The organism is Marinobacter adhaerens HP15 (genome assembly GCF_000166295.1).
Lineage (GTDB): Bacteria > Pseudomonadota > Gammaproteobacteria > Pseudomonadales > Oleiphilaceae > Marinobacter > Marinobacter adhaerens.
Genome location: NC_017506.1, coordinates 1,203,913 through 1,219,617, shown reverse-complemented (window position 1 = coordinate 1,219,617; position 15,705 = coordinate 1,203,913). Strand labels below are relative to the sequence as shown.

Annotated in this window: 13 protein-coding genes and 1 tRNA gene; 3 read left to right on the top strand and 11 right to left on the bottom strand. The window is 57.4% G+C overall.

The window, feature by feature from the left end; translation table 11 throughout:
- Positions 1-59: 59 nt before the first annotated feature.
- From HP15_RS05910 to HP15_RS05900, 3 genes are read left to right on the top strand one after another with little or no spacing between them, the layout of a single operon-like run.
- Positions 60-794, top strand: coding sequence for a response regulator transcription factor (locus HP15_RS05910; protein ID WP_008171403.1), 735 nt, complete (start codon positions 60-62; stop codon positions 792-794).
- Positions 787-2,424: a FecR family protein gene (locus HP15_RS05905; protein ID WP_014576642.1), complete on the top strand. Its 1,638-nt coding sequence runs from the start codon at positions 787-789 to the stop codon at positions 2,422-2,424. Before HP15_RS05910 ends, HP15_RS05905 begins: the two co-directional genes overlap by 8 nt.
- A gap of 33 nt (positions 2,425-2,457) precedes the next feature.
- Positions 2,458-5,025 (top strand): CHASE2 domain-containing protein, encoded by a 2,568-nt coding sequence (locus tag HP15_RS05900; RefSeq protein WP_014576641.1) that lies wholly within the window; start codon positions 2,458-2,460, stop codon positions 5,023-5,025.
- Between the two features lie 31 nt (positions 5,026-5,056).
- Here HP15_RS05900 and HP15_RS23035 read toward each other — a convergent pair whose 3' ends face one another.
- From HP15_RS23035 to ispC, 11 genes are all read right to left on the bottom strand, one after another.
- Entirely contained in the window at positions 5,057-5,521 is a 465-nt protein-coding gene (locus tag HP15_RS23035; RefSeq protein ID WP_227499711.1) for a fibronectin type III domain-containing protein, read from the bottom strand.
- A 349-nt stretch (positions 5,522-5,870) separates the two neighbouring features.
- A tRNA-Met gene (locus tag HP15_RS05890) sits at positions 5,871-5,947 on the bottom strand.
- 69 nt (positions 5,948-6,016) lie between these two features.
- Entirely contained in the window at positions 6,017-6,703 is a 687-nt protein-coding gene (gene rnhB / locus HP15_RS05885) for a ribonuclease HII (protein ID WP_014576639.1), read from the bottom strand.
- Positions 6,703-7,884 (bottom strand): lipid-A-disaccharide synthase, encoded by a 1,182-nt coding sequence (lpxB, locus tag HP15_RS05880; protein ID WP_014576638.1) that lies wholly within the window; start codon positions 7,882-7,884, stop codon positions 6,703-6,705. Before lpxB ends, rnhB begins: the two co-directional genes overlap by 1 nt.
- An 18-nt stretch (positions 7,885-7,902) precedes the next feature.
- A complete protein-coding gene (lpxA, locus tag HP15_RS05875; protein WP_008170364.1) occupies positions 7,903-8,694 on the bottom strand; it encodes an acyl-ACP--UDP-N-acetylglucosamine O-acyltransferase in 792 nt (263 codons plus the stop codon).
- Positions 8,694-9,131: a 3-hydroxyacyl-ACP dehydratase FabZ gene (gene fabZ, locus HP15_RS05870; protein ID WP_008170365.1), complete on the bottom strand. Its 438-nt coding sequence runs from the start codon at positions 9,129-9,131 to the stop codon at positions 8,694-8,696. Before fabZ ends, lpxA begins: the two co-directional genes overlap by 1 nt.
- A gap of 11 nt (positions 9,132-9,142) precedes the next feature.
- Positions 9,143-10,168 carry a UDP-3-O-(3-hydroxymyristoyl)glucosamine N-acyltransferase gene (gene lpxD / locus HP15_RS05865; RefSeq protein WP_014576637.1) on the bottom strand — a complete coding sequence of 342 codons (1,026 nt, stop codon included), beginning with the start codon at positions 10,166-10,168 and terminating at the stop codon, positions 9,143-9,145.
- A 47-nt stretch (positions 10,169-10,215) separates the two neighbouring features.
- Complete coding sequence (locus HP15_RS05860; RefSeq protein ID WP_041645134.1) at positions 10,216-10,713, bottom strand: OmpH family outer membrane protein; 498 nt, start codon at positions 10,711-10,713, stop codon at positions 10,216-10,218.
- Between the two features lie 45 nt (positions 10,714-10,758).
- The gene (gene bamA / locus HP15_RS05855; RefSeq protein WP_041645133.1) at positions 10,759-13,077 is read right to left on the bottom strand and encodes an outer membrane protein assembly factor BamA; all 2,319 of its coding nucleotides are present in this window, start codon (positions 13,075-13,077) and stop codon (positions 10,759-10,761) included.
- Positions 13,078-13,121: 44 nt separating this feature from the next.
- Positions 13,122-14,471 (bottom strand): RIP metalloprotease RseP, encoded by a 1,350-nt coding sequence (gene rseP, locus HP15_RS05850; RefSeq protein WP_014576634.1) that lies wholly within the window; start codon positions 14,469-14,471, stop codon positions 13,122-13,124.
- A gap of 49 nt (positions 14,472-14,520) precedes the next feature.
- Entirely contained in the window at positions 14,521-15,705 is a 1,185-nt protein-coding gene (ispC, locus tag HP15_RS05845; protein WP_014576633.1) for a 1-deoxy-D-xylulose-5-phosphate reductoisomerase, read from the bottom strand.

Below are 15,705 nucleotides of genomic sequence, written 5' to 3'. Positions count from 1 at the left end.
AGTCCATTGAAAGCTCTGCTCGATACCAGGCAAGAGAGCGACACTCCGGGAGAGGCTTAATGCGTATTGCTTTGCTTGAAGATGAAACCGAACAGGCACAGCACATCCAGTCAATTCTGTCTGAAAGCGGGCATCACTGCGACAGCTTCCCGACCGGCCAAAATTTCCTGAGCGCGGTTCTGCACCGCAGCTATGATCTCCTGATTCTGGATTGGCAGATTCCGGACATGACCGGCATTGATGTTCTAGAGAGCGTTCGCGCCCAGCTGAACTGGCCGATTCCAGTGGTGTTTCTCACCCAGCGGGACAGCGAGGCAGATATTGTTCGGGCTCTGGATGCCGGCGCCGACGATTACCTGGCCAAGCCGGCCCGTGCAGCGGAATTGGGCGCGCGCATCAATGCCCTGGCGAGACGTTCCAATCCTGACAGCGAAAAGGAAGTGCTTCGCTATGGTCCGTTCGAAATCAACACGCAGCAAAGGGTCATTGCACTCCATGGTGAAGAACTGACGCTGACCGACAAGGATTTCGATCTGACCCTGTTCCTCTTCCAGAACCAGGGCCGGCTGCTGACTCGGGAAATGCTGCTTGAGCGCGTCTGGGGTCTGGCGCGGGATATCAATACCCGTACCGTGGACACCCATATGAGCCGACTGCGCCGTCGTCTCGGCCTGAACCCGGAAAACGGCTTCCGCATCAAGACCATTTACCAGCGGGGCTACCGCCTGGAGGCCATGAAGGCGCAGGACCAGGCCTTTGACGTCGACGAACCCGCCAGGGCAGCCAATGACTGACAGCCCGGCTCCGCGATTACCGGCACTGCTGCTGATCCTTTCACTGCTTGCCTGGGCTGCCCCCGCGGCTGCCGAGCTTTCGGTAACGCGCGGTTCAGCCGGGCATTCTGACGTTTCGTCGGCTAACCCGGTGCCCGAGTGGATCTACACCTTGCGGCCGGGAGAAAGCTTTTCGGAAGTGGCCAACGACCTGCTCGCCCCCAATTATCCCGCGAGTCGCCTTCTGCAATACAACAAGATTGGCAACGGTGCCATTCTGGGTGCCAGCGACAGTGTGCGAATTCCCCTTGCCTGGCTAAAGCGCCAACCTCAGCCGGCGCGGGCGACATCGGTCGCCGGAACCGTACAGCTGATTTCCGGAAATACCGGTCGTAAAACACCCCTGAGTGAAGACGCCCTCATCCGCGTTGGTGATGAAATTCTGTCCGCGTCCGGGACCGCCACCATTGAACTGGCGGACGGCTCGGAAGTAAGGATTTCTCCGAATTCTCGACTCATCTTCAATCGCCTGACCCAATACGGCAAAGCCGGCATGGTCGATACCAGACTCCGACTCGACAGGGGCGAGATCCACACCCGGGTGAAGCCGGTCATGGAGGGAGGCGCACGATTCGAGATTGAAACGCCTTCGGCCGTCGCCGCCGTGAGAGGTACCGCATTTTCACTCCAGACATCGGCAGAGGGCACTCGCCTGCAGGTAACCGAGGGTGACGTTGACTTCGGGGCGCCCGGCAAGACCCGCCGGATCCCTGCGGGTTTCGGAGCCAGCCTGTCCACCACCGACAATGACGGCCTGAGCATTCGTCGCCTACCGCCAGCGCCGGCGCTCAATCCACTGCCACCGAGACTGACCCAACTGCCAACCACCATGACCTGGCAGGAAAGTCGCGCCCCCATGCACCGGGTGGACATCTTCGAAAGCGACACAGGTCGCTGGGTAGAAAGCCGAAAACTGACAGGCAACAGCTTTGATATCGGGCAACTGGATAATGGCAGCTATGAGGTACACCTGGCGGCACTCGATACTCGCGGCACGGCGGGAATGCCCCGCGTCGTCCCGCTGGAAGTCGATCTTCAGGCCAGGACTGCCAGCCTGGTTGCTCCGGAAGATGGCGGCACCGTCAACGACGATATGCCCGAGTTTCGCTGGCAGCTTAACGGCGACAATGAAGTGGCTCGGGTAGAAATAGCCGAGGATCAGGATTTCCGGAACCTGATCGCCACCAGCGAGTGGGCACCCGAAACGGCTGCCCTGCCCTCACGCCCGCTTGGGCCTGGCAAGTATTACTGGCGCGTGGTGACCGAAGCAGGCGGCAATTCAGTTGCTACAACGCAGCCGCGGGAGCTGGTGGTCAATGGCAGTCTGCCTCCGGTTCGGATCATCAGCGTGAACTACATCGACAGCCAGGTAAGGGTGTTCTGGGAGAAGGTAGACACGGCGGCAGAATACCGACTGCAACTCTCGGAGGAGCCGGGCTTCAACAATATCATCAAGGAAGCAACACTGCCTGATACCACGGCAGCCTTGCGTCTTATTCCCGGAAGGCGGTATTTTGTGCGCCTGAAAGCTCTTTCTGATGGTCCACTGCAAAGCCGTTGGGGACCAGGGAGGGAATTGTACCTGGAATAATCCGTTGATCGACCGAACCACACAGCAGGGCTCATGAACCGGGATTGGCTGCCAATTAAAACGACCCCCTGGACTCTGGGCCTGATACTGCTGGCACTGCTCCTGCTTATCCAGACAACCGAACTGCCTCAACGCCTGGATTACTGGCTGTACGACCAAACCATCACCTCGAATCCACTGGAAGCCTCGGACGAGGTGGTTCTGGTGACGATCGACGAGCTGAGCCTGAATCGCCTGGGCCGCTGGCCCTGGCCCCGTAATCTGCACGCTGAGCTCATTGCCAAGCTCAACGAGGCGGGCGCAAAAACCATTGTGTTCGATATTCTGTTCGCCGAACCGTCGCCAGACGACCAGCAACTGGCAGAACAGATGCGAAGCCACGGCAACGTTATTCTGCCAGTCTATCTGTCGCCTCCCACCTCCCAGTACTTGTTAAGCGAACAATTGCCGGTTGGAGTGCTGGCTTCAGCGGCCGCCGGTCTGGGCCATGCTCACGTGGAACTGGACAGCGACGGCGTTGCCCGGGGTCTTTACCTGTTTAATGGCCTCGGTAACCAGCTCTGGCCAAGCCTTGCGCTGGCCGCAAGCGGTGTTGGACCACAAAATCTGGAGGCCGGGGATACGCCTTCCTATGTCAATATTCGGGATCAATACCGTGCCGTGCCCCTGATCGGTGGTGCCGGCTCTCTCCAGTCGTATTCTTTCTCGCAGGTACTCACTCAGCCGGCCGCACCCGAACACTTCAGTGGCAAAATAGTCTTTGTCGGTGCCACAGCCGCCGGTTTTGGCGACATACTGCCCACGCCCTTCTCGGGGCTGAGCCGTCCGATGTCCGGCGTTGAATTCCACGCCAACGTGTTGTCGGCATACATGCAGGGATTGTTGATTAAACCCGCACCTGCGTGGGCGTCTGCCCTGCTGGCCATGACAACCATCCTGATACTCGCCCTCGCCCTGCCACCCATGCGCCCTGCGCGAACCCTTCTCGCCTGCGCGACGGTTCTGGCGGGACTGCTCGGAATCTATCTGTTCGTGCTGCTGACGATGCGATGGTGGTTTCCCCTTGCAAACGCACTGCTGGTTCCACTCTTGGCCTTTCCTGTATCCAGCGGCCTTCGACTGGCTATGACCAACCGATTTTTGAACCGGCAACTGGACGAACTGGCCAGAAGTCCCCAGGTCGCACTGCCCGCACCCTCGGGAAGGAACCCGACACAACTTCTGGAGCACTTCCAGGCCCTGTTTCGCCCCACAGGGTGGCTTTTGATGGAGGAGAACGACATCCTCTCCGCACGTGGACTGTCACAGAGCGATATTCCGGATGACCTGACTCCGGGGCACTGGTTTCACGACAGCAATCGCAGCTGGATTCAGCTATTGCGAGCCGGCACCCGCTATCACCTGGGCCTGCTGTTACCCAATGATCTCGGGCGCGAGGCCATCCAGCGCTATCTGCGCAGGCTTCACCTTGAGCAAGCCGTACCGGCGGATTCTGCTGCCAGACCCAGTGAAAACATTTCTGCACGAATCGAGCGGGTCCGCATCGCCACGGATCGGTTGAACCACATGCAGCAGTTCATCCGGAGAAGTTTTGAGCGCATGCCCGACGGTATCATCGTGACCGACGAACTGGGGGTCATCCGTTTTGCCAACGGCCACATAGAGGAATGGTTCCGCGAGCCCATGCCCAGCCTGGCCGGCCTTCCCCTGGTAAGACTGCTGGAGGGACACGATCCGCGGGAAACGCCACCCTGGCATGAAACCGTTTCCGACACCCTGACCCTATTACAGAGCCGGACCGTAGACCTCAGGATTCGCGACAAGGACTTCCTGATTCATTTTGCACCGTTTTCGCTGCCAGACAGCGACCAGCAAGGCATCATTGCCAATATTTCGGATATTTCGGAATTGCGGGAGCAGCAGCGCCAGCACCGCGAGGCAATCGACTTTATTTCCCATGACGTGCGTTCGCCTCTGGTTTCACAGCTTGCCCTGATCGAACAGTTGAAACGGGATCCCAGCCACATTGAACAGGAACAGCTGGAACAACTGGGGCGGCTGGCCCGGAGAAGCTATCACCTGGCCGAGGAATTCGTGCAGTTGGCCCGGGCGGAACAATTAACGGAAACCCGGTTCTACGAATGCGAATTTCTGGCGATCGTAGAAAACGCCCGTGACAGCGTCAGCGAGCAGGCTGTAGAGAAGCAGATACAACTCCAGTTACAGGGTACCGAGGATTTGTGGCTGAAAGGCAATGCGGAGCTTCTGGAGCGCGCCGTTATCAACCTGCTGACCAATGCTGTTCAATACAGCCCGAGTGGATCAGACGTCAGCATTCAGGTCTTCCGCGCTGGCCATCAGGCCTGTTTGACGATTGCCGATGAAGGTACCGGTATCGATCCGGAGGAACTGCCGCACCTGTTTGACCGTTACCGGCGTCAAAAAAGCACTGAGCTGGCCGGAGTCCACGGAACGGGACTCGGACTCTCCTTCGTCAAGACCGTTGTTGAAAAGCATAGAGGGGAAATTTCGGTGTCGTCGCAACCAGGCGAAGGCTCTGCGTTCACCCTCAAATTGCCGATTGCAGACCCGATGGCCTGAGACTTCATACTCCAGGCCCGGGGTTCTAGTCTCAGGAACGGATGGACTTGCTCACAACATCGGAGGGCTCACTGATCAGCCCGTTGGTATCCTGAACCTGGATGGTGAAATACCAGGTCCCTGCGTCCAGACCACTCACCTCGTAGGACATTTCCGCTTCGGCCTGAGCATTGGTGACAACCACCTCTTCGCTCAGCTCGTCAGCATCCTGACCGTACCGGATCACATATTTGTCGAGCTCACCCATCGGAATGCTCTCGCCGTTAACGCGAGTCAGGGGAGCGCTCCAGCTCAATACTGCGGAGCGCTCGGGAGATGGCTCTTGTCCTCCGGTGCCCCCGGAATCAACTTGACCGCCTGAACCAGCGGAATCTCCAGAATCGCCCGGCGAACCGACGCTAGCACTACCCGATGAGCCACCCCCACAGCCTGTGAGAAGTGCTCCAAAAATAAACGCGGCGATCCATGCCTGTGACACTTTGATGACGCGTTTCATATGCATTAAGCACCAATAAATCGTCGACTTTGTTAAATTGTATAAAACGTGGACGATTATCGGTGTGACGGTGGTCATTTTCCTAATTACGAAAATGTCAATTTCCCGTCAGGGATTTGTAATAAAGCGGGGAAGTAATTGATCAGGCGGGCAAATTTTTGCCTAGCGGAATCAAGCGCCATACACAACGTTACAAAAAAGTCCGGGCAGGGGCAGTGGAGAGCAAAATGGGTGTGCTGGAGTGCGAAAAAAGGTCCGCAAAGACGGGCTTTTTAATTGTGGTGGGCACGCTCAAAAAAGGTCGAATACAAACAATAAAGCCCGCAAGATGCGGGCTTTATTTTAATAGTGGTAGCGGGGGCTGGATTCGAACCAACGACCTTCGGGTTATGAGCCCGACGAGCTACCAGACTGCTCCACCCCGCATCAAAACTGGTTGTTTACCGGGCTACCCCGATCAACGTGCGCGTATATTAAGGATTGGATTCAAAACTGTCAATCGATATCTTCGAAAAGATCTGCCCGGTACTGAAGCTCTTCGGGCTCTGAGGCAACGTGATCTTGATAGAATCCCACTGTTTCAATCACTTCCTGAACAGGTCGAAAGGAGCGGCGGTGTTCAATGGTTGCTCCGAGGCGGCGCAGGGCCTCCAGATGGACCGGGGTCGGATAACCTTTGTGCTGCGCCAGGCCGAACCCGGGGAAACGCGCTTCAAGCGCTTCCATTTCCCGGTCACGGGTTACTTTGGCAATAATAGAAGCGGCGCTGATGGCTGCCACCCGACTATCGCCTTTGACAACCGGTTCCGACGGCCAGCGCCACTTGGGACAGCGATTGCCATCCACCAGCACGTACTCAGGCACCACAGCGAGCCCAGACACTGCTCGCTCCATAGCCAGCATTGTGGCCTGGTAGATATTCAGCCGGTCAATTTCGTGGGACTCGCACCGGCCAATGCTCCAGGCTTTGGCATGCTCGAGAATCTGATCGTAGAGGGCGTTGCGACGCTTCTCGGTCAGCTTCTTTGAGTCAGCCAGGCCTGCGATTGGCCGGTCCGGATCAAGAATGACCGCGGCAGTCACGACGGCCCCGATGAGCGGCCCCCGACCGACTTCGTCCACACCGGCAAGCAAAGAACCGGTGTAACGACATTCGAAGGGTGGCAAAGGGCTCTTGGGCATCAGTGGGCACCCTGCTCTATCAGGTCTGAGATCGCCTGAGCGGCTTTTTCATCAGCCCCCTGCTTCAGTGAATGGTGCAACTCGGTAAAGGCTTCGTTAAGCCTCGCCCTCTCCTCTTTGTTCTCCAGTCGCTCAAGCACTGCTGCACCCAGACTCTCGGCCGTGGCGTCGTCCTGGAGCAGCTCTGGAACAAGCTGGCGTTTCGCGAGGAGATTGGGCAATGCGACATGAGGCACCTTCACCAACTTCGACAGAAGCGCATAGCTGAACCCGCTCAGGCGGTACCCTACAACCATCGGCTTTTTAAGAAGCATCGCTTCGAGTGTTGCCGTTCCAGAGGCCAAGAGCACAACGTCGGAGGCGGCCATCACATCCCTGGAACGCCCACGTACGATGGTAACCGGAAGCTTCACCTCCAACGCATCGACCAGATCGCGCACCTGCTTCTCCCGGTCCCGGTTCACGCAGGGGATCACCAACTGCAGATCAGGTCTTCTTTCCTGTATCCAGCGAGAGGCCTCAAGAAACAGGGTACCAAGTCTCTCCACTTCTCCTGCACGACTACCGGGAAGAACCGCCAGTACGGGTGCATCCGCATCTATTCCCAACGACTCCCGCATCTTGAGGGTATCCGGCGCCATGGGAATTCGATCCGCCAGTGGATGGCCCACGAAGGCCACAGGCACCTGATGCTCCTCGTAAAACCTTGCCTCGAAAGGAAACAGGGTCAACATCAGGTTGACCGATTTGGCAATTTTGAAGATCCGCTTCTGCCGCCAGGCCCAAACCGATGGGCTGACATAATGCACGGAAAGAATGCCGGCCTCGCGGCAGCGCCGTTCGATCGCAAGCGTAAAATCCGGAGAATCGATACCGATCACAACATCCGGTGGCGTGGCGAAGAAATAGTCCAGGAGCCGGGCCCGGATGCTGAACAGTTCACGAATTCGTCCAAGGACCTCCACCAGCCCCATGACCGAAAGACGTTCCATCGGCACCAGGGAATGAAATCCCTCCGCAACCATTTCCTCCCCGCCAATGCCGACGAAACGGGCCTGGGGATAGCGTTGGCGCAGCGAACGGATCAGGCCGGCACCGAGAATATCCCCCGATGCCTCACCGGCAATGATTCCGAATGTGATTTTACGCTCGCTGATGGTCGCGTTAGAAAGATCTGTCACCGACAGGCTCCTGCCGGGTTAGCGGATGATGCCGCGGTGAGCTCCACGCAGGGAGTCAATGAGGGGACGTATTTCTGCAACATCGGAGTAGGACTTCTCAAGCTCTTCGACGGCCTGTTCGGTTGTCAGTCCCTGGCGATAGATCACCTTGTAGGCGCGGCGTAAAGCCAGCAAGACATCCTTGCTGAAACCACGGCGCTTGAGGCCTTCCACGTTCATGCCGTGTGGCTGGGCGGACTGACCGCTCGCCATCACATAAGCCGGAATGTCCTTGAGTACGATGCTGCCACCGGCCGCCATGCTGTGGGGACCAATATGACAGAACTGGTGCACCATGGTACCACCGCCCAGAATCGCGAAATCGCCGACCGAAACATGGCCCGCAAGGGTGGCACAATTGGCCAGAATGGTGTTGTCACCGACGATACAGTCATGAGCGACATGCACGTACGCCATCAAAAGGTTGCCGCTGCCGATACGGGTTTCACCCCGGTCCTGGACCGTGCCCCGATGAACCGTGCAATTCTCGCGAATCACGTTGTTGTCGCCAATCACCAGTGTGGTTGGCTCGCCCGCGTATTTCTTGTCCTGGCATTCCTCGCCGATACTGGAGAACTGGAAAATACGGTTATTCCGGCCGATAACCGTCGGCCCCTTGACCACTACGTGGGACAGGATCTCGGTACCCTCGCCGATTTCCACATCGGGGCCAATGTAGCTCCAGGGCCCGACAGTAACGTTGTCCCCGAGCCTGGCTGACGGGTCTACAATCGCCTGAGGATGGACACCCGACCAGTCATTTGTCGCCATCAAACTTCTCTCTCAGCGGTCAGAATCTCTGCCACGCAGACGACTTCACCGTCGACCAGGGCGCGACACTCGAATTTGTAAATACCCCGTTTACCGGAGATGAGTTCCGACTCCATGCACAGTTGATCTCCCGGCAAAACCGGGCGCTTGAACCGAGCCTTGCTCGAGCCGGCGAGGTATTGTACCACGCCGTCAGAAGGTTTCCGGCCCACAGTCACAAAACCGAGAATGCCCGAGAGCTGGGCCATGGCTTCGATAATCAGGACACCCGGCATGATCGGGTTGTTCGGGAAGTGGCCCTGAAAGAATGACTCGTTGAACGAAATATTCTTGTAGCCCTTGATCGATTTTCCTTTTTCGACCTCCGTTACCCGATCCACCAGCAAAAACGGGTATCGGTGCGGCAGGTATTCCAGAATTTCGTCGATGTTCATCATGTTGATCGGCCTCAGCCCTCTAATTTCTTTTCCAGTTCTTTGACCCGTCGCGCCAGCGCATCCAGTTGCCGGAAGCGCACAGCATTCTTGCGCCACTGACGGTTGGTATCGGCGCTGGTGCCAGATGAATAGACTCCGGGCTCACGGATATCTCCGGTCACCAGAGTCATACCTGTCAGATGGACCTGATCCGCAATCTCGAGATGGCCGGCCACGCCCGAGGCGCCACCAAACACGCAATGCCGACCAATACGAGTACTTCCGGCAATACCAACCATGGCCGCCATGGCGCTGTGATCACCGATGCGAACGTTATGGGCAATCTGGATCAGGTTATCGAGCTTTACACCGTTGCCAATCACCGTGTCGTCCAATGCACCGCGATCAATGGTGGTGTTTGCACCCACTTCTACATCATTTCCGAGCACAACCCGACCGAGTTGCGCGATACGATGCCATACGCCCTTCTCATTGGCGAAGCCAAAACCGTCGGAGCCAATAACGGCGCCGCTGAGGATGTGACAACGCTCACCAACGACCACATCGTGGGCCAGCGTTACCCTCGGTCGAATCAGCGTGCGGGATCCGATGCTGGCGCGGGCGCCAATAACGGAGCCTGCTCCAACAACGACTTTCTCGCCGATCTCCGCTTCCGCTTCCACTACCACGTTGGGGCCAATGCAGGCGTCCTCCGCAATAGACGCAGAGGGATCCACCACTGCAGTTGCGTGAACACCGGGGGTAGCAACAGGGGCAGGATCAAACCAGTGGCTCAGTTGAGCATATCCGAGATAAGGGTTGTCCAGTAACAGGACGTTGGTCGGAGCATCTTTGGCCGACGCCGGCGAGACAATAACAGCCGAGGCGCGCGTATCTGCCAGGTATTTACCGTAGGACGGATTGGCAAGGAAACTGATCTGGTCGGGCCCAGCAGCCTGCAAGGTCGCAAGGCCCGATACCTTCACATCAGGATCACCCCGTAGCTCCGCACCAAGGGCATTGGCAATATCCCCAAGGCGATAGGACCTTTCTGTCATTGCGAGCTCCCAAGCAACGATCAGGGCACCGGGGTGCCCATCACAGGTTAACGGTTCAGTTTTTCAAGAAGCTGAGAGGTCAGATTCATTTCCGGCTTTACATAGACAACCGCTTCGCTCGGCAGGATCAGATCGAGGTTGTTCTCCTCAAGCAGCTCCTTGACCGCTGCGTCTACCTCGGGGCGGGCCTGCTCGAGAAACGCCTGCTTGCGCTGATTCACTGTAGAATCCAGTCGCTGCTTCAAAAAGTTGAACTCTTTTACCTTTTCCTGGAACTCGCCGGCCAGCTGGTTACGCTCGCTCTCGTTCATCATGGCACCGTCTTTTTCCAGGCGCTCCTGAAGCTTGCGAGCTTCTTCCTGCGCTTCGCGAACCCGGGCTTCATCGCCGGCAAAGTCTTTCTGAAGCGACTCGCTGAAGGTCTTTGCATCGTCAGACGAAAACAGTGCCTGACGCAGATCGACCACACCGATGCGGGTTTCGGCCATCGCCGGGAATGAAAACGCCAGCATCACGGCAGCGAACATCAACACAAATCGGGACATTGGTTTTCTCCTGGTTTTCATCCGTAGGTTGTTATTATCCATGCTTTAGAAGGTCTGGCCCAGCGAGAACTGGAACACCTGGGTGTCGTCACCCGCTTTGTCGTTCAGGGGGTAGGCAAGACTGAATGCCAATGGACCAACTGCGGTAATCCATTGGAAACCAACACCCGCCGCCATCCGGATCTCGTTCAGCTCCGGGTCAAAACCCCGTGCCGTGTCGAAGACCTGGCCAGCATCCAGGAAGAACGCGGTTCTCATGGAGCGGGTATCACCGGCAAATGGTGTCGGGAAAATCAGCTCCAGGCCACCCTCGGTCAGCAGGTTGCCCCCGAACGGATCAGGATCCGAGAGGTCGTTTACGTTATTCGTTGCTCTCAGGCCAAGCGAGTTCGCCTCATAACCACGAACCGAACCATAGCCGCCCGTGTAAAAATGCTCGTAAAACGGCATCTGGCTGCGATCGCCGTAACCATCCCCATAACCAATCTCCGATCGCGCCCGGAAGACCCAGCGATTGTCATCAGTCACAGGGTAGTAGAAATCGGTTTTATGAGTGGCTTTGTAGAAGGTCAGGTCACTGCCTGGAACCGCCACATCCAATGACAGGGAGTGACTGTAACCATCAGTCGGCAGAACACCCCGGTTCAGGGTACTGCGACGCCAGCTTCCGAACAGGAAGAAGTTGGTGAACGAATCGCCCTCTTCATCAATAAACTCACTCACCTCCTGAGAGGTGAACAGGCCTTCCTTCAAATTCGACTGAGTGATACCGGCACCAAAGTTCAGGCGGGTGATGCTGTCGGTGGGGTAGCCGAATGTCACCCGGCCACCGTACTCATCCAGAAGGAACGAGGAGATATCTTCTTCTTCGTAGTCCGTCTCCCGGGCGAATACGCTGAAGCCCCTGCTCACTCCGTCAACGGTGTAGTAAGGGTCCAGGTAGGAAATGTTCGCACTCTTGATGGAATCACTGACGTTCACACCGAAAGATACCCGTTTACCCGTGCCGAAGAAGTTGTTCTCGGAGACATTGGCACCGAGGATCACCCCGGAATCCTGGGAGAAACCGACAGACGCTGACAGGCTGCCTGTGGGCTGTTCTTCGACAGAGTAGTTCACATCCACCAGATCGTCAGTGCCTGGCACAGGCACGGTTTCAACGTTCACGGTCTGGAAGAAGCCAAGACGTTCGAGCTTGGTCTTGGAGAATTCGATGCGGTCGGAAGAGGCCACGCCCCCCTCCATCTGCGTCATTTCCTGGCGAAGCACATCATCACGGGTCGACACGTTACCGTCGAAATTGATCCTGCGCACATAGGCCCGCTTGCCAGGTTCCACAAAGAAGGTCACGGCAGCTGTGTTATTCTCACCGGGCTCCGGAACAGCATTGACGTTGGCAAAGGCATAGCCCTCACGCCCGAGCCGGAACGCCAGGGATTCGGAAATGGCCGTCATACGGGAGCGGGAGAACACGTCGCCTTCCTCAACCGGAATCAACGCACGCAATTCCTCTTCCCCTACGATGAGATCCCCGCGAAGGTTGATCTCCGAAATGGTGTATTGGGGGCCCTCATTCAGGGCAATCGCAATGAAGACCTTTTGTTTGTCAGGGGAAATGGAGACCTGACTGGATTCCACGTTGAAATCGAGATACCCACGGTCAAGATAGAATGACCGTAGCGATTCCAGATCGCCGCTTAGCCGCTCTCTGGCGTACTTGTCCGAGTTGGTCAGGGAATTCCACCAGCTCGTGGACTGCAGCTCGAACAGTTCCTGCAATTCCTCGTCGCTGAAATCCTTGTTGCCGATCAGGTTGATATGGTGGATCGCAGCGACCGACCCCTCGTTGATATCCAGGCGAATCGCAACGCGGTTTCTGGGCAGTTCCTCGGCCGTCGCCTTTACCCGGGCGTTGTAGCGCCCCTGGGCAATGTAAGAGCGCAGGATTTCAAGCTCAAGACGCTCAAGGGTTGCGCGCCGGAACACCTGCCCTTCCTGGAGCCCGGCACCTGCCAGCGCGTCCATCAACATCTCGGTTTCGATGTTCTTGTTACCCTCAATCTCGATATCACTGATGGAGGGACGTTCGCGCACCGTCAGGATGAGTACGCCGGCATCCCGGCTGGCCTCAATGTCGGTAAAAAGCCCGGTCCGGAACAGCGATTTGATCGCACCAGCCAGCTCAGTCTCGTCCACCTGTTCACCAATATTGACAGGGAACGCAGAAAACACGGTACCCGCAGATACCCTCTGCAAGCCTTCCACCTCAATATCCGCCACCGTGAACTGATCAGCAAGTGCTGGCTTCAGGCCGGACACAGCCACAGCGAGGCCAACGGCTACACCTAGAAGAGAACGTCTCATTCAAATATTTCGCCTGGTTAATGCGCGTAAGGAGCTCGCAATTCTCACAACCGCATCAGGTCGTTGTAAAGAGCAAACACCATTAATGTGAGGATCATTGCCATACCAATTCGTAATCCAAACGCCTGAGCCTGCTCGGAAAGCGGCTTTCCACGGAGGGCTTCGATGGTGTAGTAGACGATATGACCACCATCAAGAACCGGCACAGGTAAAAGATTCAGAATGCCCAGACTCACGCTGAGATAGGCAAGAAAACGCACGAAGTCTTCGAATCCGGAGCTGACACTGGCTTCAGCCACCCGGGCAATGGTGATGGGCCCACTGAGATTGGTGGGCGACAGCAGGCCAGTAAACATCTTCTGGATGGCCACCAGTGTCAGACGGGTATCTGCCCAGGTTTCGCTGAGGGCAACCGGAACCGCAGCAAACGGGCCGTAGCTGACATCCCGCAAAACCTCTTCCGGCCAGGAAATGGCTTCCACACCGGCACCGACAAAACCAATCGACTCCCCGCTTTCTTCGGCCCTCGCCTCCGGCGTGACACTGACAGCTTGTTCCGCACCATTGCGTTCGATGGTTACCTGCAGCGCTTGCTCCGGGGCATTGCGGATAAACTCAACCAGCTCGAACCAGCTGTTGATCGATTCCCCGTTGACGGCCACTATGCGGTCACCGGGCTGAAGTCCTGCCGCCTGAGCGCGGCCACCGTCGGAAATCTGCCCCAGTACCGGGGGAACCGCCGGGCGCCATGGTGTGATACCGAACTCGGCCAAAGGATTGGGGGTATCATCACTCAGGCCCCAGCCGGAAAGCTCGCCGCTGATAGTCCCGCGCGCGCCATCCTCCGAAACCTCCATGGAAATCAGGCCATGCTCCCCGGTTCGCTCCAGAATGCGCATATTCACATCGCGCCAGGAGCTTACCCGGTGACCATCCACCGCGTGGATCTCCATGCCTTCCTGCAAACCTACCCGCTCGGCCACGCTCTCATCGGCAATCTGCCCAACAATGGGCGCGACATGGGTAACGCCGACCACGCTCAACAGCCAGTATGCGAAAATAGCGAAAATGAAGTTGGCCACGGGACCGGCTGCGGCGATGGCAATACGCTGCCCTGGCGGTTTGGAGGTAAAGGCCTGATCCCTCAGTTCTTCTGGCACCGGCCCTTCGCGCTCATCCAGCATTTTCACGTAGCCACCCAAAGGAATGGCGGCAACCGCAAACTCGGTTCCATGCCTGTCGTACCATGAAAACATCGGTTTCCCGAAACCCACCGAGAAACGGAGCACTTTCACGCCGCAACGCCGGGCAACCCAGAAATGACCGTATTCGTGCAAGGTCACGAGGATACCCAGGGTAAGTGCGAGTGCTAGGACGGTTTCAATAATCTGCATAGCGTTCCTGATTGAATGGCTTCAGCCGGGCAGCATTCCGCTGCGACTATCAGACAGTTAACAGACCTATCTGTTCCCGCGCACGAGCCCGTGCTTCTTTATCCTTTGCAAAGATAATGTCAAAGCTGTTTGCTGGTTCAACAGCAGTCGCAACCAGCGTTCGCTCTATGATAACGGGGATATCCGAAAAACACAGGCTGCCCTCGAGAAAAGCGGCAACAGCCACCTCATTGGCGGCATTGAGAACCGCCGGCGCAGTGCCACCTGCCTCGAACGCTTCCGCCGCGAGGCGCAGACACGGAAAACGACCCAGATCCGGACGCTCGAAATGAAAGCGACCGATCGCAAACAGGTCGAGAGGAGCAACGCCGGCATCAATGCGCTCTGGCCAGGCCAGGCCGTTGGCAATCGGTGTTCTCATATCGGGACTGCCAAGCTGGGCCAGAACGGAGCCATCGGCATATTCAACCATCGAGTGGATAATACTCTCAGGGTGGACATGCACCTCAACTTTCTGGGGCGTGGTATTGAACAGCCAGCAGGCTTCAATGAGCTCCAGGCCCTTGTTCATCAGGGTGGCCGAGTCCACGGAAATCTTCTGCCCCATGGACCAATTCGGATGGGCACAGGCCTGGGCGGGCGTTACCGATCGAAGATCCTCGGCAGAATGTTCCCTGAACGGGCCCCCGGAGGCTGTCAGAAGTATACGAGTGATGCCGGCACCGGCAGGGTCCCGGACCTTGTCGGCCGGCATGCACTGGAAAATCGCGTTGTGCTCAGAGTCGATCGGCAGCAATTCTGCCCCCGCTTCGGCCACGGCATCCATAAACAGTTTGCCGGACATCACAAGCGCTTCTTTGTTGGCAAGCAATACCCGCTTTCCCGCCCGCACCGCCGACAGTGTTGGCGAAAGACCCGCTGCCCCGACGATAGCCGCCATCACGGTATCAACATCGGGGGTGGAGGCCACCTCGCACAACCCTTCCAGCCCGCCAAGCACGCGAGTTTCAGGCAGGTCTGCCAGCAATTTTGAGAGGACATCGGCCGCTTCAGGGTCAGCCATGACCGCCACTTTCGGACGGAATTCACGGCAGAGGACCGCGAGCTCTTCCGCACGGGTACTGGCCGTAAGCGCATAGACCGAGAAGCGGTCAGGGTGGCGCCGAACAACGTCCAGGGTACTGAGACCGATGGAGCCGGTCGCCCCGAGAACACTGATAGAGCGGGTTACCAT

What these genes read in the sequence shown, in the direction of transcription:
- HP15_RS05910 (WP_008171403.1), top strand. Translation starts at nt 60, where the DNA reads ATGCGTATTGCTTTGCTTGAAGATGAAACCGAACAGGCACAGCACATC.
- HP15_RS05905 (WP_014576642.1), top strand. Translation starts at nt 787, where the DNA reads ATGACTGACAGCCCGGCTCCGCGATTACCGGCACTGCTGCTGATCCTT.
- HP15_RS05900 (WP_014576641.1), top strand. Translation starts at nt 2,458, where the DNA reads ATGAACCGGGATTGGCTGCCAATTAAAACGACCCCCTGGACTCTGGGC.
- HP15_RS23035 (WP_227499711.1), bottom strand. Translation starts at nt 5,521, where the DNA reads ATGAAACGCGTCATCAAAGTGTCACAGGCATGGATCGCCGCGTTTATT.
- rnhB (WP_014576639.1), bottom strand. Translation starts at nt 6,703, where the DNA reads ATGCCCAAGAGCCCTTTGCCACCCTTCGAATGTCGTTACACCGGTTCT.
- lpxA (WP_008170364.1), bottom strand. Translation starts at nt 8,694, where the DNA reads ATGGCGACAAATGACTGGTCGGGTGTCCATCCTCAGGCGATTGTAGAC.
- fabZ (WP_008170365.1), bottom strand. Translation starts at nt 9,131, where the DNA reads ATGATGAACATCGACGAAATTCTGGAATACCTGCCGCACCGATACCCG.
- lpxD (WP_014576637.1), bottom strand. Translation starts at nt 10,168, where the DNA reads ATGACAGAAAGGTCCTATCGCCTTGGGGATATTGCCAATGCCCTTGGT.
- HP15_RS05860 (WP_041645134.1), bottom strand. Translation starts at nt 10,713, where the DNA reads ATGTCCCGATTTGTGTTGATGTTCGCTGCCGTGATGCTGGCGTTTTCA.
- bamA (WP_041645133.1), bottom strand. Translation starts at nt 13,077, where the DNA reads ATGAGACGTTCTCTTCTAGGTGTAGCCGTTGGCCTCGCTGTGGCTGTG.
- rseP (WP_014576634.1), bottom strand. Translation starts at nt 14,471, where the DNA reads ATGCAGATTATTGAAACCGTCCTAGCACTCGCACTTACCCTGGGTATC.
- ispC (WP_014576633.1), bottom strand. Translation starts at nt 15,705, where the DNA reads ATGGTAACCCGCTCTATCAGTGTTCTCGGGGCGACCGGCTCCATCGGT.